Below are 16,801 nucleotides of genomic sequence, written 5' to 3' on the forward strand. Positions count from 1 at the left end.
CCGCGGGACGGGCCGGCGGCGCCGGCTCCGCGCTCCCGCGCGGCGGGAAACGATCCGGCGTGGTTGCCGGGCATGACTCGATTCTCGATTGATCGAGATTCATTGACAATTCCCGCATGCCTTTACAAGCTGTCAAGTCTGACTTGACATTGAATGCTTTCGAACCGTTAAACGGGACGGATCAGGAGACACCGGACATGGACCTGAACGCGCTGACGCTGCTCGTCGAGATCCTCGACGCGGGCAATCTGAGCAAGGCCGCGCAGCGGCTCAAGGTGAGTCGCGCGAACGTCAGCTACCGGCTGAACCAGCTCGAACGCTCGATCGGCCAGCAGCTCGTGCGCCGCACGACGCGCCGCATCGAGCCGACCGAGATCGGGCTGAAGCTGTACGAGCACGGCCGGCGCATCCGCAACGAACTGCTGGCCGCGCAGGAGTCGGTGACGACGCTCGGCCAGGACCTACAGGGCCGCGTGCGGCTGTCGGTGCCGAGCGGCTACGGGCAGATGGTGATGTCCGACTGGCTGCTCGCGTTCAAGCGGCTGCATCCGGGCATCGTGCTCGACGTGGTGTTCGAGAATCGCGTGGAAGACCTGATGCGCGACGAGATCGACATCGCGGTGCGCGTGATGCCGGAGCCGCCGCAGAACCTCGTCGCGCGCGACATGGGGGCGGTGCGCTACGTTGCGTGCGCGTCGGCCGCGTTCGCGGCCACGCACGGGATGCCGGCGAGCCTCGGCGCGCTGGCCGCCGCGCCGGTCGTCACCGCGACGGTGATGGGGCGGCAGTTGCGGATCGCCGCGTATCTCGGCGACGAGCGCCACGAGGTGCTGCTCGAGCCGACGCTGATTTCGGAGAACTTCCTGTTCCTGCGCCAGGCGATCCTCGCCGGGATCGGCGTCGGCATCGTGCCCGACTACGTGGTGCAGGACGACATGCGGCGCGGCACGGTCGTCACGTCGCTCGACGCGTATCGGCTCAGTATTTTCGGCACGCACATGTACATGCTGTACATGCCGAACCGGCACCACACGCGTGCGACCGCAACGTTCATAGAGTTCATCCTCGAACAGGCCGGAAAGACCGGCCGGGGCGGGCCGGGCGCGATGCGTCAGGGTTTCCTGTCGGATGACAACCCGCCGGCCGCGCGGCGACAATAGCGCGCCGCCCGTGCGGAGCGCGTGCCGCGCACACGCCGCCGCCTTCGAATTCACTGTTGCCGAGGGTTCAATGTTCGATCGGATTCGTCCGCATTCGCGTCCCTGGACGCTCGCCACCGCACTCGCGCTCGCGCTCGTCGCCTTCGGTGCCGGCTGCACGTCCCCGTCCGCGCCGTCGGGCGGCGTCGTCCCGGTCGCCGCCGCGTCGGGCGCCGCCGTGCCGCTGCCCGGCGTTCACTCCCCCGAACTGTCGTCGGGCTGGACCGACAAGCCGGGCTGGACCTCGCAGCACTTCATGATCGCGGCCGCGAACCCGCTCGCGACGCAGGCCGGCTACGACATGCTGAAGGCCGGCGGCACCGCGATCGACGCGGCCATCGCGACGCAGATGGTGCTCGCGCTCGTCGAGCCGCAATCGTCGGGGCTCGGCGGCGGCGCGTTCATGCTGTATTTCGACGGCAAGTCGACGCAGGCGTACGACGGCCGCGAGACCGCGCCGGCCGCCGCGACCGACCGCCTGTTCTACGGCCCGACCGGCCAGCCGATGCGCTTCTACGAAGGCGTCGTCGGCGGGCGCTCGGTCGGCACGCCGGGCGTGCTGCGGATGCTCGACGCCGCGCATCGCGCGCACGGCAAGCTGCCGTGGCGCCGGCTGTTCCAGCCCGCGATCCGGCTTGCCGAGCACGGTTTCACGATCAGCCCGCGGCTGGCGATGCTGATCGCGAACGACAAGTACCTGATGAACGACCCGGCCGCGCGCGCGTACTTCTACAACAACGACGGCACGCCGAAGGCGGCCGGCACCGTGCTGAAGAACCCCGCGCTCGCGACCGTGCTGCGCCAGGTCGCCGACCGCGGCGCGAACGCGTTCTACTCCGGCGCGATCGCGCGCGACATCGTCGCGAAGGTGCGCAAGCACCCGACCAATCCGGGTCTGCTGTCGCTGCAGGATCTCGCGCGCTACAAGGCGAAGGTGCGTGTGCCGCTGTGTACCGACTACCGGCGCTCGGTGGTGTGCGGGATGCCGCCGCCGTCGTCGGGCGGCCTCGCGATCGCGCAGATGCTCGGCATCCTCGAGGCGATGCCCGACTGGCAGCAGATCGGCGCGCAGAAGCCGGTGCGCAACGAGGTCGGCTACGAGCCGACGCCGTTCGCCACGCATCTGTTCAGCGAGGCCGGGCGCCTCGCGTTCGCGGACCGCGCGCGCTACGTCGCCGACCCCGATTTCGCGCCGCTGCCGGGCGGCAGCTGGGCGAGCCTCACCGACAAGACCTATCTCGCGCAGCGCGCGCGCCTGATCGGCGACAACAGCATGGGCGTCGCGCAGGCGGGCACGCCGCAGGGCGCGACGCTCGCGCTGGCCGACGACCGCAGCCCCGAATTGCCGTCGACCTCCGACATCGCGATCGTCGACCGCTACGGTCAGGCGCTGTCGATGACGACCAGCGTCGAGGACGCGTTCGGTTCGCGGCTGATGGTGCGCGGTTTCATGCTGAACAACCAGCTCACCGATTTCTCGTTCGTGTCGAGCGAGAACGGCCGGCCGGTCGCGAACCGCGTGCAACCCGGCAAGCGGCCGCGCTCGGCGATGTCGCCGGAGCTCGTGTTCGACCAGAAGACGAAGCAGGTGACGATGATCGTTGGTTCGGCCGGCGGCCCCGCGATCATCAACCACGTCGCGAAAACGCTGATCGGCGTGCTCGACTGGGGGATGACGATGCAGCAGGCGATCGCGCTGCCGAACGTCGGGTCCACGAACGGGCCGACGCAGCTCGAGCGCGGGCGCGTGTCGGACGCGCTCGTCGACGGGCTGAAGGGACGCGGGCACGACGTGCAGGTCGTCGAGTTGAACTCGGGACTGCAGGGGATCCAGCGGCTGAACGTGCAGGGGCAGACGGTGTGGTTCGGTGGCGCGGATCCGCGGCGCGAAGGGAATGCGATGGGGGATTGAGGCTGGCCGGTAGCGGCGGCGCGCATGCGCCGCCTGCTTCGCGTCACCCCCGCCCCTTCCACGGCACCACCCGCCGCTCGACCCACCTCATCGCGAGATCGAACAGCCACGCGATCGCGCCGATGATCAGGATGCCCATCACGACGATATCGGTGCGCAGGAAGCTCGATGCATTGAGCACCATCTGCCCGAGCCCGGCAGTCGCGGCGACCATCTCGGCCGCGACGAGCGTCGTCCAGCCGAACCCGATCGCGATCCGCAGCCCGGTGAGGATTTCCGGCAGCGCGGCCGGCAGCACGACGTGGCGCACGATCTGCGCGAAGCTGCCGCCGAGCGAATACGCGGCATTGATCTGCTCGACCGTCGCCGCGCGCACGCCCGCGCGTGCGGCCATCGCGATCGGCGCGAAGCACGCGAGGAAGATCACGACCAGCTTCGCCGTCTCGTCGATGCCGAACCAGATGACGACGAGCGGCAGGTACGCGAGCGGCGGCAGCGGCCGGTAGAACTCCAGCAGCGGATCGAGCACGCCGCGCGCGATGCGGCTCACGCCCATCAGGATGCCGGCCGGCACGCCGATCGCGGCCGCGAGCACGAACGCGCCGAACACGCGCGCGGCACTCCACAACAGATGCTCCGACAACGGCAGGCCGCCCTGGATGCGGCCGTGCCACGCGTCGACGAACGCCGCCCACACTGCTTCCGGCGCAGGCAGGAACAGCGGCGGCAACCACTGCCGATGCGTCGCGACCCACCACAGCACGGCCAGCGCCGCGACCGTTGCCGCGCTCAAGGCCGCCGTCCTGCCCTGCCCCGGCAACCGGTAGCGATGCGATGCGCGCGCGGGACGCGCCGCGTGGCGACCCTGCGTCGCGCGCTGATCCAGCCCGAACTCCGCGGCCGCTCGATCGGCCGCCCGCGAATCCTGCGTGCTCATGTCGTCCTGCCTGTGCAATGGTCTGATCCGGCCGCGCCCGACGGACGCGCCCTGTCGCGCGAACTCATGCATCACGCGCTCTCCGCGACCGCCTCGTCGCGATGCAGGTACGCGATCAGCCGCTCGCGCCATTCGATGAAATCCGGCGACGACTTCACCGCGCGCGCATCGCGCGATTCGACGTAGCGCCGCGCGAACGGCAGCTCGAAGGTTTCCGCAATGCGACCGGGGCCGGGCGTCATCACGACGAGGCGCGTCGCGAGGAACAGCGCCTCCTCGACGTCGTGCGTGATGAAGAACACCGTCTTGCCGGTACGCGCCCACACGTCGAGTACGAGCGCCTGCATCGTGCCGCGCGTCATCGCGTCGAGCGCGCCCATCGGTTCGTCCATCAGCAGCACGCGCGGATCGCTTGCGAGCGCACGCGCGATGCCGACCCGCTGCTGCATCCCGCCCGACAGTTCGTACACGCGCGCATGCGCATGGCGCTCGAGGCCGACGAGCGCGAGCATCTCGTGCGAGCGCGCCTCGCGTTCGGCCTTCGACACGCGTGCGAAACGCAGCCCGAGCGCGACGTTCGCGAGCACGTCGAGCCACGGCAGCAACGCATATTTCTGGAACACGACGCCGCGATCGGCGCCGGGGCCCGTGACCGGCACACCATCGACGCGCACGTCGCCCGTCGTCGGCGCGACGAAGCCGGCCATGCAGTTCAGCAACGTCGTCTTCCCGCACCCCGACGCGCCGAGCGCGACGACGAATTCACCGGAGTCGATGCGCAGGTCGACGCGCGCGAGTGCCTGCGTCGTCGGCCGACCGCGTTCGCCCGGATAAGAGACCGAGACCTGACGGACTTCCAGCGTGCTCATGATCGAGGGCTCCGCGATGAGTGGCCTGGGATGTCTGAACTACCGCGCTCAGCGCGCGGCCTTCTGCACGAATTGCGGATCGACGCCGACCGAGTAGTCGGCGAGCACCGCCTGGATCGTGCCCTGCGATTTCAGGAACGCCGCGGTGGCCGCGAGCGACTTCGCGGCGCCCGACTGCGCACCGCCGCCGAGCCACGTCGGCGACGCCTGCTCGGCCGGCGTCGGGAACGCGTAGAGCGCGAGGCTTGCCGGCACGTCCTGCGCGTTCGCGCCCGACACCTTCGCGACCGCCGCGACCTGCGGCGAGCCGGCCTGCCACGCGGCGGTGTGCGCACGGTAATCGGCGTCGGCCGCCGCGAGTACCTTCACGAAGCGCGCGACGAACTCGGGATTCTCGCGCGCGAACTTGCGGCTCACGACGAAGCCGTCGAAGGTCGCCTTGCCGCTTTCCTTCGCGACCCGGCCCGACGTCGTCAGCACCGTGCCCGACTGCTTGACCTTCGCGAGCACCGGATCCCAGATGTAGGTCGCGTCGATATCACCGCGCGTCCAGGCGGCCGCAACCTCGGGCGGACGCAGGTTGACGATCTTCACATCGTTCGGATTCACGCCGGCGGCCTGCAGCGCGACGAGCGTATGGAAATGCGACGTCGACACGAACGGCACGCCGATCTTCCTGCCCTTCAGCGCGGCAATGCTGGTCACGCCGGAGCCGTTGCGCGCGACGAGCGCCTCGGCGTCGTTGATGTTGTCGAGCACCCAGAACAGCGAGATGTCGAGCCCTTGCGACAGGCCGGCCGCGATCGGGCTGGAGCCGGCCTCGCCGAGCTGCACGGAGCCCGACGCGAGCGCGCGGATCACGTCGGCGCCGCTATCGAGCTTGCGGAACGTGACCTTGTAGCCGGTCGCCTTCTCCACTTCACCGCTCGCCTGCGCGTAGCGCCACGGCACGACCATGTCCTGGTACGCGATCACGACTTCGCGCGATTCGGCGTGCGCCGCGCCGAGCACGGCAAAGGCGGTCAGCGCCGCGGCGGCGCGGCGGATGAAGCGGAAACGGTGCATGCGGCTCTCCTTCGAATGCGGGCATTGCTGCGGGAGAGCCGACTATAGGAGCTTTGCGCGCGGCGGGAGCGAACTTATCCTGCGAAGCTATCGATGCCGTTTCGGCTTTGCTTTCCACGCTGAACCAGATCGCGCATCCGGCCCGGCGACAATTGTCGTGCACATGCGCGGGCAGCAGCCGCGCCAACGAAAAAGCCCGCATCGCTGCGGGCTTTTCTTCGACTGCGTGACCGCTGCAGAGAGTCGGATGCGGCGCTCAGACCACCCCGGCCCCATGCGCCTGCAGATCGGCGTGATAGCTCGAACGCACCATCGCGCCAACCGCCGCGTGCGTGAAGCCCATCTTGTACGCCTCTTCCTCGTACATCTTGAACGTATCCGGATGCACGTACGCACGCACCGGCAGGTGGTGCTCCGACGGCTGCAGGTACTGGCCGATCGTCAGCATGTCGACGTCGTGCGCGCGCAGGTCGCGCATCACCTGCAGGATTTCCTCTTCCGTCTCGCCGAGGCCGACCATCAGGCCCGACTTCGTCGCGACGTCCGGATGCAGCGCCTTGAAGTCCTTCAAGAGCTTCAGCGAGTGCGCATAGTCCGAACCCGGGCGCGCTTCCTTGTACAGGCGCGGCACCGTTTCGAGGTTGTGGTTCATCACATCGGGCGGCGCCGCGTTCAGGATCGAGATCGCGCGGTCGAGACGGCCGCGGAAGTCCGGCGTCAGGATCTCGATGCGCGTTTCCGGCGACTGCTCGCGCACTTCGCGGATGCACTCGACGAAGTGGGCCGCGCCGCCGTCGCGCAGGTCGTCGCGGTCGACGCTCGTGATCACCACGTACTTGAGCTTCAGCGCGGCGATCGTGCGTGCGAGGTTCTTCGGTTCATCCGCGTCGAGCGGATCGGGGCGGCCGTGGCCGACGTCGCAGAACGGGCAACGGCGCGTGCACTTGTCGCCCATGATCATGAACGTCGCGGTGCCCTTGCCGAAGCATTCGCCGATGTTCGGGCAGCTCGCTTCCTCGCACACCGTATGCAGGTTGTGCTCGCGCAGGATCGTCTTGATCTCGTTGAAGCGCGAACTGCCGGTGGCCGCCTTCACGCGGATCCACTCCGGCTTTTTCAGCTTCTCGATCGGAATGACCTTGATCGGGATGCGCGCCGTCTTCGCCTGCGCCTTCTGCTTGGCGGTCGGATCGTAGGCTGCGGTCGCGGCCGAATCGGCCGGTGCGGGGGAAGCGGTAACGTCAGTCATTCGAATGTTCCAGTGCCTGCGGCTTGTCGGCGGCCGCGGATTCGCCATCGAGGTTGGCAATCAGACGCCCCACCAACGTGTGGGCGACGTCGTTCCAGTCGGCGGCAACCTCGAGGCTCGCCATGTCGACGGTTTCCAGTCCGGCATAGCCGCACGGGTTGATCGCAAGGAACGGGCGCAGATCCATCTTCACGTTCAGACTCAGCCCGTGATAGCTGCAGCCGTTGCGGATCTTCAGCCCAAGGGCCGCGATCTTCGCGCCTTCGTGCACGCCGGATGCCACGTAGATGCCCGGCGCGCCCGCCTTGCGGACCGAAGCGAGATTATACGCCGCGAGGGTTTCGATCACGGCCTCCTCGATCTTCGTCACGAGCGTGCGCACCATCAGCTTGCGCCGGCGCAGGTCGAGCAGCAGGTAGACGACGATCTGGCCGGGGCCGTGGTAGGTGATTTGTCCGCCGCGATCGACCTTGACGAGCGGCACGCCGCTGTCGGCCACCAGCAGATGGGCCGGGTCGCCGGCCTGGCCGAGCGTGTAGACGGGCGGATGCTCGACGACCCAGATTTCGTCGCCGGTGTCGACCGTGCGCGTGTCGGTGAACGCGCGCATCGCGTCGAAGCTCGTCTGGTACGCCTCGCTGCCCCGCCAGCGCACGGTGACTGGTACGACGGGCTGAACCGGGGACCCGGCGGGCGATTCGGAAACGGCGACGGGCGTGGACACGATGGGAACCGGCGAGACGGACATGGGCGGTAGTTTACCGAAAACCCATGGGTCTCGCCGGCGTTGGAAAGGGACGGATCCCGAGTATCCGTCGGAGGAAAGTCCGTCAGACGGTGCGCCAGCCGTCGTGGAGCAGCGCATTCACGCGGCTGCGCAGCCGCGCCAGCACGCCGCGCGCGACTTCCGCGGCCGGCCGCGACACCGAGAACGCGACGTGCGCGCCCTGTCCGCTTTCCGCGCTGAGCCACAGCCGCTCGCCGCGGCGCAACCGCAGCGTCTCGCCGTCGACGAGGAAGTAGTCTTCGACGTCGTTGCTGCGCGTCGCCCAGACCGGCCCGCATTGCACCGTCAGACGCGTGCTGCGTTGCACCTTCATCGGCACGGTCTCGCCCGCGGGGATTTCGAATGTGATGCTTGAAGAAATTTCTTGCATGATCGACTCCGCCAATAAATGCTTCGATGGCTACAATCGTAGTCACTTAAAGGCGCCCGACCAAACGACCAATTTTCACGTCGATGTGAGGAAAATTAGCAAATGGACCTCCGCCAACTCCCTGCGCTGAACGCCATTCGGGCGTTCGAAGCCGCCGCCCGTCACGAGAATTTCTCGCGCGCCGCCGACGAACTCTTCGTCACGCACGGCGCGGTCAGCCATCAGGTGCGCGCGCTCGAGGAGGAGCTGGGCGTGCAATTGTTCGCGCGCAACGGCAAGCGGCTGTGCCTGACCGGCGCCGGCATGCGCTACGCGCAGCAGGTGCGGACCGCGCTGATGATGCTGGCCGACGCGACGCGCGAGGTGCGGGCAAGCGACCGCGACCGGCGGCTGGTGGTGTCGATGCTGTCGTCGTTCGCCGCGCGCTTCGTCACGCCGCGCATCGGCACGTTCATCGAGCGGCATCCGGAAATCGACGTCGAGCTGCAGTCGACCAACAATCTGACCGATTTCGCGCGCGACGACGTCGACCTCGCGATCCGCTTCGGCTTCGGCAACTATCCGGGGCTGCACGTCGAGCCGCTATTCGACGAAGTGTTCTTTCCGGCGTGCGCGCCGACGTTGAACGGCGGCAAGCTGCCGCAGACGCCCGCCGATCTCGTGCACTACAACCTGCTGCGCTCGGACGACGAGCTGTGGCGGCCGTGGTTCGACGCGGCGGGGCTCGACACGCTGACCGAGCCGAAACGCGGGATTCTGTACCAGGATTCGTCGAACCTGCTGCTGGCCGCGATCGAGGGGCAGGGCATCGCGCTGGTGCGGCGCTCGCTGGCGGTGCACGACCTGCTCGACGGGCGCCTCGTGCGCTTGTTCGACATCGACGGGGCGAGCCCGTGGCACTATTTTTTCGTGTGTCCGCCGCCGCTGCTGAACGCGCCGCGCGTGCAGGCATTCAGGGCGTGGATGCTCGAGGAAGTCGCACAATTCAAGCTGCTGTGCGACGAACTGGATGCGCGGCGCGCGGCGGGGAAGACCCCCGCCGAGTGCGCGCAGGAAGGCGGATGGAAGGGCTAGGGCCTGTTCCCGCTAATAACGGGCTTGCGAACGCGCCTTGCCGGCTGCAGTGCAAGAAGCAAGGAGCGCCGTTTGGCCGAGCCAAACAAGCGACGCGCGACGCCGCAATGCGGCCGGCAAGGCGCGTTCCCCTGTTTGGAAAAATCATTCGTGGGGCTGGCCCCCAGAAGGGCCGATCGCTGCGTCATGCTCCTTGCGAATACGTCGAGTATTCGCTTCGTCGCACTTCTTGCGCTCGGCCCTTCTGGGGGCCAGCGCAAGCCCGTTATTAGCGGGAACAGGCCCTACAGCACGACCTTGACCATCGGATGGCCGGTCAAGGCGCGATAGATGTTATCGAGTTGTTCCTGGCTCGTCGCCCGAACGGTGATCGTGAGGCCGGTGTAGTTACCGCCGCTCGACACACGCTCCTCGATCTTCTCGACGTCGATCTCGTTGTCGTGGACGGCCACGACCTTGAAGATCGTGTCCTTGAATTCCGGGTGCGCCTTGCCCATGATCTTGATCGGGAAATCGCACGGAAACTCCAGCAGCGACTCCTTCCGGGTATCGATCGCGCCGGTGACCTCGATGGTTTTGGTCGGTTCGCTCATCATTTCCTCCGGGTTAGGTCAAACTGTTCAAACTCGCGCGCTTTCGCACGCTGGTACGCGTCGTACAAGGCCGCGAACACGGGGCCCGGCTTGCCGCCCTGCACGGGCAGTTCGTCGAGCGACGTGACAGGCAGGATTTCCTTCGTGGCCGACGTGATCATGATCTCGTCCGCCGAGCGCAGCTCGACCTCGCTGATCTCGCGCGCGACGAACGGAATCCCGCATTGATCGGCCAGCTCCTCGACGAGCGCGTAGCGGATCCCCTCGAGGATCTTGTTGCTGCGCGGCGGCGCCATCAGCTCGCCGTTCTTCACGATCCACACGTTCGACGACGACCCTTCGGTCACCTTGTCGTCACGCAGCTGGATCGTCTCGAACGCATCGCGTTCGGCCGCATGCTGTGCCATCAGCACGTTGCCCAGCAGCGAAATCGACTTGATGTCGCAATGCAGCCAGCGGCGATCCTCGGCCGTCACGCAGCGCACGCCGCGCGCGCGCTCCTCGTCCGACGGCAGGCGCAGCGGGCTCGTCATCGCGAACACCGTCGGCACCGCATCCGCCGGGAACGCGTGGCCGCGCTTCGCGACGCCGCGCGTCACCTGCAGGTAGACGAGCGCGTTGCCGTCGCCGAGGCCTTCCGCATTCGCGGCGACCACGCGCTCGATCAGCGCGCGCCAGCCGGCCGCGTCGTGCGGGTTGTCGATGCCGATCTTCTTCAGGCTGCGCGCGAGCCGGTCCAGGTGCTGTTCGATCCGGAACGGCACGAGCGCGCCGTCGTGCGCATAAACGGGGACAACTTCATACACCCCATCGCCGAAGATGAACCCGCGGTCGAGCACCGGCACACGGGCTTGCGACAGCGGCACCAATTCCTCCCGCGACGACACGCTGAGGTAGACGATCGGTTCGAATTCGGCTTGGCTCATAGCTGTACCAGATGGGGATGAAGTCGTGAAAACAAAGGCCCGTCGCGCTTACTTCTTCTTGCTGAACATCAGCAGGATCGAGTCCCAGATACGCCCGAAGATACCCGCTTCCGGCACCGCCTGCAGCGCCACGACCGGGAACTCCGACAGCGTCTTGCCGTCGGCGACGAGCTTCACCGTACCGACCTGCTGGCCTTCCGCGAGCGGCGCGATCAGCGGCGCATTGACGTCGACTTCCGGCTTCACCTTGTCGCCCAGGCCGCGCGGCACGGTCACCCACTGGTCGCTCTTCACGCCGACCTGCACGGTGTTCTCCTTGCCCTTGTAGATACGCGGCGTCGACATCGCCTGGCCACCCTTGAACAGGCGCACCGCGTCGAACGCGCTATAGCCGTAGTTCAGCATCTTCATGCTGTCCTGCGTGCGCTCGCCTTCCTTCGGCTCGCCCATCATCACCGACACGAGACGGCGCTGGCCGTCGACACCCGGGATCGCGCGCTTGGCCGATGCAATCAGGCAGTAGCCGGCCGCTTGCGTATGGCCCGTCTTCAGGCCGTCGACCGTCGGATCCAGCCACAGCAGCCGGTTGCGGTTGCCCTGGCGGATGTTGTTGTACTTGAATTCCTTCTCCGAGAAGATGCCGTAGTACTGCGGAAAATCGCGGATCAGGTGCGCGGACAGCTTCGCGAGGTCGCCGGCCGTCGTGTAGTGGTTCGGATCGGGCATGCCGTTCACGTCGGCGAAGTGCGTGCCCTTCATGCCGAGGCGCTGCGCCTCGGCGTTCATCAGCGTGACGAACTGCCCTTCGCTGCCGCCGACCAGTTCGGCCAGCGCGATCGCGGCGTCGTTGCCCGACTGGATGATCATCCCGTACACGAGGTCGTGCACCGACACCGGCTTGTTCGCCTCGATGAACATGCGCGACTCGTCGAGGCCGACGCGGCGCACCGCCTCGCTCGGCGTGACGATCTGCTCCATCGAGATCTTCTTCTTGTCGAGCGCCTCGAACACCAGGTAGGCCGTCATCAGCTTCGTGAGCGATGCGGGCTCGACGCGTTCGTCGGCGTTGCCCGATGCGAGCACCGTGTTGCTCGTCGCATCGACGAGCACCCACGAGCGCGCGTTCACGCCCGGCGGCGGCACCGCGCCCGGCATGAAGGTCGCGGGCGCGCCGGTGAACTGCTCGGCGGCCGGCGCCGCGTGCGCGGCCTTGGCCTTGGCGGCCGGCTTGGCCTCGGCGACGACGATCGTCGATGCGAGCGCAACGGGCAGCATCACGCCCAGCGCGACGTTGCGCGCGGCGGTGCCGAAGGCGATGGAAGAAGCGAGGGACTTGAGGCCTTGGGGAGACAGACGCATGATCGATTCAGGCTGGTGGCAGAAAGTGCGGCGCGAAACGCGCAGGGTTGAACGGCAAGGCGGCGGGCGTTCCGGGCATTCGTCCGACTGCGTCGGACGGCGCGAAACGCGCCGGTTGGACTCATGCGGACGCGTTCGGTTCGCGGCCGTCGCGAGCGGGCTGACAGGCGGCGAAACGAGCGCCGCATGGGCCCGGCCGGGCCGCGGGCGACGCGAAATGCGGCCATTATACGTGGCCGCGAACGACGTTTTCGCGAACCGTGCGGGTGGCCGCACACGGGCTTCGGGAGGATGGCGTGGCTTCGCTGCGGACAATCGCGCTCGAAGCCGCGCGAAACGCGTGCGCGGGCGCGGTGCAAGATGAGGTCGCCGCGCGGCGGCGGCGGGCATGTGCGACCGGGTTCGACACGGTGCGACGAGATGCCGCGCGAGCGGCGGCATCGTAGTGGCGCGGCAGCGACGATGCGCGCCGCGCTACACGCGTCAACGCGTCAACGCTTCAACGCCACGCGTCGACGATGATGCGCTTCAGCACGTGCAGCTTGCGATGGAAGAAGTGCTCGGCGCCGGGGATCACGACGACCGGCAGTTCCTGCGGCCGCGCCCAGTCGTAGACCGATCCGATCGGCACCGTGTCGTCGGTTTCGCCGTGGATCACGAGCGTGTTCTCGGGCACGTCGGCGACCTGCCAGCGGCTCGCGGCCGTGCCGACGAACACCATCCGCTCGATCGTCTCGCCCGCGTCGCGCAGCCGCTTCGCGACATGCGACAGCACGAAGGTGCCGAACGAGAAGCCCGCGAGCACGAGCGGCAGCTCCGCATGGGCCGGCTGCGCGCGCATGTGCGCGAGCACCGCGAGCAGGTCGTCGGCCTCGCCGATGCCGTTGTCGTGCACGCCCTCGGTTGCGCCGACGCCGCGGAAGTTGGACCGGTACACCACGTAGTTGAGCTGGACCAGCGTGCGCGCGAGCGTTTGCGCGACCTTGTTGTCCATCGTGCCGCCGAACAGCGGATGCGGATGCGCGACGAGCGCGATCCCGCGCGGCGCGGCGCTGCCTTCGCGCACGGCGTCCGGCAGGTCGACCGCGATTTCGATCTGCCCGGCGGGGCCGGCGATCAGCGACTTCTGCGTATGAACGTTCATTCGGCCGGCCCGTTCAGATCTTCAGGCGGTCGACGACCTTGCCGTCGCGCAGGTGCGATTCGACGATCTCGTCGATGTCGGCCTGGTCGACATACGTGTACCACGTGCCTTCCGGATACACGACCATCACGGGCCCTTCCTCGCAGCGGTCGAGGCAGCCGGCCTTGTTGATGCGGACCTTGCCCGGCCCCGCGAGGCCGAGTTCCTTCACGCGCTTTTTCGCGTATTCCTGCATGGCCTGCGCATTGCATTGCGCGCAGCTCGGACGCTCGGCGCCCGGGTCGCGCTGATTCAGGCAGAAGAAGACGTGGTGCTGGTAGTAGGAATCCATGATGGTGACGAGCGGCCCGGCACGGTGCCGGGCGGAAAGACGGGCGATTGCCGTTGCGCGCGGCAACGGATGTGCGGACGATTATAACGACCGGCGCGCGCCGCTGCCGGCGATCGGGCCGCGCCGCCCTGCCCCGCGTGCTGCCTCAGCGCCGCAGCGCGGCCGGCAGCCACGCGTGCTCGACCCGCTGGCCGAGCCAGATCAGTGCCGCGTAGGGCCAGATCCACGCGAGCCAGCGCGCGATGCTGTTGAAGTGCACGTAGCGGCCCTGCCGCCAGCCCGACAGCGTGAAGTCGAAGAACGGGTTGACCGGCAGCAGATTGACGAGTGCCACGCCGGCCAGCAGCGCGGCCGCCGCGAGCAGCGCGCGCCACGTGGCCGGCACGCGCAACGCCACCAGCGCCACCGCGAAGCCGAGCTCGATGCCGAGCCGCGCGCCCGGCGTCGCCCACACGACGAGGAGGCCGGTGCTCGACTGCATGAAGGTGGCGGCTGCCTTCAGCGCGAGCGTCGCCGTGACGAACGCGATCAGGAGTCGCACGCGCGGCGCGCCGGCGCGCATCGCGAGCGACGCGATCGCCAGCGCGGCGAACAGCATCAACCCGCCGAGCACGGCTTCCCACGCGGAGTCGGACAGCCAGCCGTCGACGCGCTCCGGCCATTCGCTCACGCGCCACGCGGCCGGCAGCCACGCGAGCAGCGCGTCCTGCATCGAGCCGTCGGCGCGCTCCCACAGCGCGGCCGGCCAGTCGCCGATGCCGAACAGGAACGGCGATGGAAACAGGATCGCGAATGGCCACAGCGCGGCGAGCAGCAGCGGCGTCGCGCCGTCGGTCTCGAACCATGCGAAGCGCAGCCGGCGCAGCGCGCCGCGGTCGAGCAGCGCGCCGGTGGCCGGGGCCGCGAGCGCGGCGCCGAACAGCGCGCCGAGCGCGTTGGCCGCGAGGTCGAGATTCGACGCGACGCGCATGGGCAGGTAGGTCTGCAGCGCCTCCATCGACCCCGACAGCAGCACGCCGAGGCCGCCCACGATCAGCGTCGCGGCCACGCCGCGCCAGCGCGGATGCAGCGCGAGCACGCCGAGTGCGCCGAACGGCAGGTAGCCGAGCACGTTGGTCACCACGTCGAACGCGGTCACATAGCGCTGCATCGGCGCGAACAGGTAGTCGAACGGCCCGATGCCGAGCGACATCCAGCCGTCGAACGGATACAGCGATGCATAGACGATGAGCGCCGCGTACGCGGCGAACGCCTGTCGTGCGAGCGACGACGCGCGCGGCGTGACCGGCGCGCTCATCGCGGCTGCACGCTGCGCGTCACGGGTTACCCGCGTACGCCTGCACGCCGACCCAGGCGGCGATCTGCGACACGAGCTCGTCGCTCGCGGCCGCGAGCGCACGCGCGCCGCCGGCCGCATCGGGCGTGCTCGACGGCGCGCGCGCGACGAACGTGCGCTGGCCGAGCACCTTGCCGTCCTGCATCAGCGTCGCGCGCGCGGTGACCGCGCCGTGACTCTGCGACTGCCCGTCGAACACCTGCTCGAATTCGTTCAGGTCGACCTTCAGCGTCGGCGCGCGCACGCCGTCGGAGCCTTCGAGCACCGCGCCGCGCGACGACAGCGCGCCGCGCAGCCGCTGTGTGAGCAGTTGCGCGGGCGGTGCGGTCCAGCGGCTGTCGCGATAGACGGCCGTGCGCTGCGCATCCGCATACGTGAGGCGGTAGACGAACTTGTCCGTGTCGAGCGCGTCGGGCGCGGCGACGTCGAGCACCTTCAGCGCGGGGCCCGTGCCGGCCGTCACGACCGACGCGGCCGGCCCGAGGTCGTAGCGGACGTTCGACAGCGCCGCGCCGTTGCCGGCGCAGCCGGCGGCGAACGCGAGCATCAGCATCGCGAGTGCGGTCGCGGCCGGACGCAGCGCGCGATCAAGGATTCGTGGCATGGCATGTTCCTGCATGATGTTTCCGGTTTCGATGGCGTCAGTGCCCGGCCTCGCTCCGGGCCGGGCGGTCGATGGGCTGGCGCCGCGCTTCATTTGCCGGCCGCCGCACCCGCGCCCGGCCAGACGAAGCCCGCTTCGCCGGGCCCGGGCGAGGCGCCGGGCGACCCGAACAACAGACTGCTCGGGTTGCGGCCGAGTTCACCGGCGACGTCCTTCAATTGCCGCGACGCATCGCCGACGCTGCCCGCCAGCGCGTTGAAACGCGGCAGCGTGTCGTACTGGACCCGCGCGTTCAGGTCGTTCAGCGCGACGCCGACCTGCTCCGCGGCCGAGCCGGCCTTGTTCAGGTTCGACACGAGCGGCCCGTTCGGCTGCAGCAGCGTGTTCGCGGATGCCATCGCGCGATCGACCTCGTGCATCGTCTGCGGCAGCGCGGCCACCGCCGGCGCGAGCTGCTTCGACAGCGTCGCCGCCCCGTCCGCCGCGTGCTGCAGGCTTTCGGCCGTCGCGCGCAACTGCTCGCGCATCTCCGGCGACATCAGCGCGTTCGCGCTTTCCGCCGCCTGCTCGAGCTGCCGCAACAGCACGTCGCCGCGCTCCTGGATCTGGTCGAACAGGCTCGGCCGCATCGGAATCTGCGCGATCGCCTTCGGCGACGACGGCAGCGGCGCCAGGTCGCGGCCCGTGTCCTCGAGCTGCACGAACGCGATGCCCGTCACGCCCTGGAAGCCGAGGCTGCCGTAGGTCGACTGCGTGATCGGCGCGTCGCGGTCGACGAGAATCCGGATCCGGATCTGGCCCGGATGCGTGCGATCGAAGCCGATCGACTGCACCTTGCCGACGTCGAGGCCGCGAAAGCGCACGGCCGCATCGGGGAACAGGCCCGTCACGTTGGTGCGCGCGAGCAGGTCGTACGGCACGCGCACGGTGCGGTCGACGTTGAACCAGAACACGGTGCCCGCGATCGCCAGCGTCAGCGCGATCGTGAACAGGCCGGCCCAGAACGCATGTGATTTGTTTTCCATCAGGAGATTCCTTGTCCTTGC

General features: G+C 68.6%; 17 protein-coding genes. 3 read left to right on the forward strand and 14 right to left on the reverse strand.

From position 1 onward, the window contains the following. Positions 1-197 precede the first annotated feature (197 nt). A complete protein-coding gene (locus tag LMA02_RS14930) occupies positions 198-1,160 on the forward strand; it encodes a LysR family transcriptional regulator (protein ID WP_228905858.1) in 963 nt (320 codons plus the stop codon). 70 nt (positions 1,161-1,230) lie between these two features. After that, positions 1,231-3,111, forward strand: coding sequence for a gamma-glutamyltransferase (gene ggt / locus LMA02_RS14935; RefSeq protein ID WP_228905860.1), 1,881 nt, complete (start codon positions 1,231-1,233; stop codon positions 3,109-3,111). A gap of 43 nt (positions 3,112-3,154) precedes the next feature. On the opposite strand, the gene LMA02_RS14940 is transcribed toward ggt, so the two are convergent. The 6 genes from LMA02_RS14940 to LMA02_RS14965 form a co-directional block, all read right to left on the reverse strand. Continuing rightward, positions 3,155-4,120 (reverse strand): ABC transporter permease subunit, encoded by a 966-nt coding sequence (locus LMA02_RS14940; RefSeq protein WP_228907652.1) that lies wholly within the window; start codon positions 4,118-4,120, stop codon positions 3,155-3,157. After that, entirely contained in the window at positions 4,120-4,917 is a 798-nt protein-coding gene (locus LMA02_RS14945) for a taurine ABC transporter ATP-binding protein (RefSeq protein ID WP_228905862.1), read from the reverse strand. Before LMA02_RS14945 ends, LMA02_RS14940 begins: the two co-directional genes overlap by 1 nt. A gap of 48 nt (positions 4,918-4,965) precedes the next feature. Then, positions 4,966-5,982, reverse strand: a complete 1,017-nt coding sequence (tauA, locus tag LMA02_RS14950; protein WP_228905864.1) for a taurine ABC transporter substrate-binding protein — start codon at positions 5,980-5,982, stop codon at positions 4,966-4,968. A gap of 256 nt (positions 5,983-6,238) precedes the next feature. Continuing rightward, a complete protein-coding gene (gene lipA, locus LMA02_RS14955) occupies positions 6,239-7,231 on the reverse strand; it encodes a lipoyl synthase (protein ID WP_006760316.1) in 993 nt (330 codons plus the stop codon). Next, entirely contained in the window at positions 7,224-7,979 is a 756-nt protein-coding gene (gene lipB / locus LMA02_RS14960) for a lipoyl(octanoyl) transferase LipB (protein WP_228905866.1), read from the reverse strand. Before lipB ends, lipA begins: the two co-directional genes overlap by 8 nt. An 82-nt stretch (positions 7,980-8,061) precedes the next feature. Further along, positions 8,062-8,388 carry a DUF2917 domain-containing protein gene (locus LMA02_RS14965; protein ID WP_228905868.1) on the reverse strand — a complete coding sequence of 109 codons (327 nt, stop codon included), beginning with the start codon at positions 8,386-8,388 and terminating at the stop codon, positions 8,062-8,064. A 102-nt stretch (positions 8,389-8,490) separates the two neighbouring features. Here LMA02_RS14965 and LMA02_RS14970 point away from each other — a divergent pair, with 102 nt between their 5' ends. Further along, positions 8,491-9,462: a transcriptional regulator GcvA gene (locus LMA02_RS14970; RefSeq protein ID WP_175735216.1), complete on the forward strand. Its 972-nt coding sequence runs from the start codon at positions 8,491-8,493 to the stop codon at positions 9,460-9,462. A 284-nt stretch (positions 9,463-9,746) separates the two neighbouring features. Here the strand turns inward: LMA02_RS14970 and LMA02_RS14975 are convergent, their stop codons facing one another. The 8 genes from LMA02_RS14975 to LMA02_RS15010 all read right to left on the reverse strand — a co-directional run bounded on the left by LMA02_RS14975 (position 9,747) and on the right by LMA02_RS15010 (position 16,780). Next, positions 9,747-10,055: a YbeD family protein gene (locus LMA02_RS14975; protein ID WP_006760320.1), complete on the reverse strand. Its 309-nt coding sequence runs from the start codon at positions 10,053-10,055 to the stop codon at positions 9,747-9,749. Continuing rightward, positions 10,055-10,981: a D-amino acid aminotransferase gene (locus tag LMA02_RS14980; protein ID WP_228905869.1), complete on the reverse strand. Its 927-nt coding sequence runs from the start codon at positions 10,979-10,981 to the stop codon at positions 10,055-10,057. Before LMA02_RS14980 ends, LMA02_RS14975 begins: the two co-directional genes overlap by 1 nt. A gap of 48 nt (positions 10,982-11,029) precedes the next feature. Further along, entirely contained in the window at positions 11,030-12,340 is a 1,311-nt protein-coding gene (locus tag LMA02_RS14985; RefSeq protein ID WP_228905871.1) for a D-alanyl-D-alanine carboxypeptidase family protein, read from the reverse strand. A 499-nt stretch (positions 12,341-12,839) separates the two neighbouring features. Further along, positions 12,840-13,484, reverse strand: a complete 645-nt coding sequence (locus LMA02_RS14990) for an alpha/beta hydrolase (RefSeq protein ID WP_175730516.1) — start codon at positions 13,482-13,484, stop codon at positions 12,840-12,842. Between the two features lie 13 nt (positions 13,485-13,497). Continuing rightward, the gene (locus LMA02_RS14995; RefSeq protein WP_011658035.1) at positions 13,498-13,815 is read right to left on the reverse strand and encodes a (2Fe-2S) ferredoxin domain-containing protein; all 318 of its coding nucleotides are present in this window, start codon (positions 13,813-13,815) and stop codon (positions 13,498-13,500) included. Positions 13,816-13,960: 145 nt separating this feature from the next. Next, entirely contained in the window at positions 13,961-15,112 is a 1,152-nt protein-coding gene (locus LMA02_RS15000) for a VanZ family protein (RefSeq protein WP_228905873.1), read from the reverse strand. Positions 15,113-15,131: 19 nt separating this feature from the next. Beyond that, positions 15,132-15,755: an ABC-type transport auxiliary lipoprotein family protein gene (locus LMA02_RS15005; RefSeq protein WP_006755841.1), complete on the reverse strand. Its 624-nt coding sequence runs from the start codon at positions 15,753-15,755 to the stop codon at positions 15,132-15,134. 89 nt (positions 15,756-15,844) lie between these two features. Next, the gene (locus tag LMA02_RS15010) at positions 15,845-16,780 is read right to left on the reverse strand and encodes an MlaD family protein (RefSeq protein ID WP_228905875.1); all 936 of its coding nucleotides are present in this window, start codon (positions 16,778-16,780) and stop codon (positions 15,845-15,847) included. Positions 16,781-16,801 lie beyond the last annotated feature (21 nt).

It is taken from the genome of Burkholderia sp. B21-005, assembly GCF_020843965.1.
Classification (GTDB): Bacteria; Pseudomonadota; Gammaproteobacteria; order Burkholderiales; family Burkholderiaceae; genus Burkholderia; species Burkholderia ambifaria.

Bases quoted from the DNA above. Each gene is read 5' to 3' on its own strand.
- LMA02_RS14930 (WP_228905858.1), top strand. From the start codon at position 198: ATGGACCTGAACGCGCTGACGCTGCTCGTCGAGATCCTCGACGCGGGC.
- ggt (WP_228905860.1), top strand. From the start codon at position 1,231: ATGTTCGATCGGATTCGTCCGCATTCGCGTCCCTGGACGCTCGCCACC.
- LMA02_RS14940 (WP_228907652.1), bottom strand. From the start codon at position 4,120: ATGCATGAGTTCGCGCGACAGGGCGCGTCCGTCGGGCGCGGCCGGATC.
- LMA02_RS14945 (WP_228905862.1), bottom strand. From the start codon at position 4,917: ATGAGCACGCTGGAAGTCCGTCAGGTCTCGGTCTCTTATCCGGGCGAA.
- tauA (WP_228905864.1), bottom strand. From the start codon at position 5,982: ATGCACCGTTTCCGCTTCATCCGCCGCGCCGCCGCGGCGCTGACCGCC.
- lipA (WP_006760316.1), bottom strand. From the start codon at position 7,231: ATGACTGACGTTACCGCTTCCCCCGCACCGGCCGATTCGGCCGCGACC.
- lipB (WP_228905866.1), bottom strand. From the start codon at position 7,979: ATGTCCGTCTCGCCGGTTCCCATCGTGTCCACGCCCGTCGCCGTTTCC.
- LMA02_RS14965 (WP_228905868.1), bottom strand. From the start codon at position 8,388: ATGCAAGAAATTTCTTCAAGCATCACATTCGAAATCCCCGCGGGCGAG.
- LMA02_RS14970 (WP_175735216.1), top strand. From the start codon at position 8,491: ATGGACCTCCGCCAACTCCCTGCGCTGAACGCCATTCGGGCGTTCGAA.
- LMA02_RS14975 (WP_006760320.1), bottom strand. From the start codon at position 10,055: ATGAGCGAACCGACCAAAACCATCGAGGTCACCGGCGCGATCGATACC.
- LMA02_RS14980 (WP_228905869.1), bottom strand. From the start codon at position 10,981: ATGAGCCAAGCCGAATTCGAACCGATCGTCTACCTCAGCGTGTCGTCG.
- LMA02_RS14985 (WP_228905871.1), bottom strand. From the start codon at position 12,340: ATGCGTCTGTCTCCCCAAGGCCTCAAGTCCCTCGCTTCTTCCATCGCC.
- LMA02_RS14990 (WP_175730516.1), bottom strand. From the start codon at position 13,484: ATGAACGTTCATACGCAGAAGTCGCTGATCGCCGGCCCCGCCGGGCAG.
- LMA02_RS14995 (WP_011658035.1), bottom strand. From the start codon at position 13,815: ATGGATTCCTACTACCAGCACCACGTCTTCTTCTGCCTGAATCAGCGC.
- LMA02_RS15000 (WP_228905873.1), bottom strand. From the start codon at position 15,112: ATGAGCGCGCCGGTCACGCCGCGCGCGTCGTCGCTCGCACGACAGGCG.
- LMA02_RS15005 (WP_006755841.1), bottom strand. From the start codon at position 15,755: ATGCCACGAATCCTTGATCGCGCGCTGCGTCCGGCCGCGACCGCACTC.
- LMA02_RS15010 (WP_228905875.1), bottom strand. From the start codon at position 16,780: ATGGAAAACAAATCACATGCGTTCTGGGCCGGCCTGTTCACGATCGCG.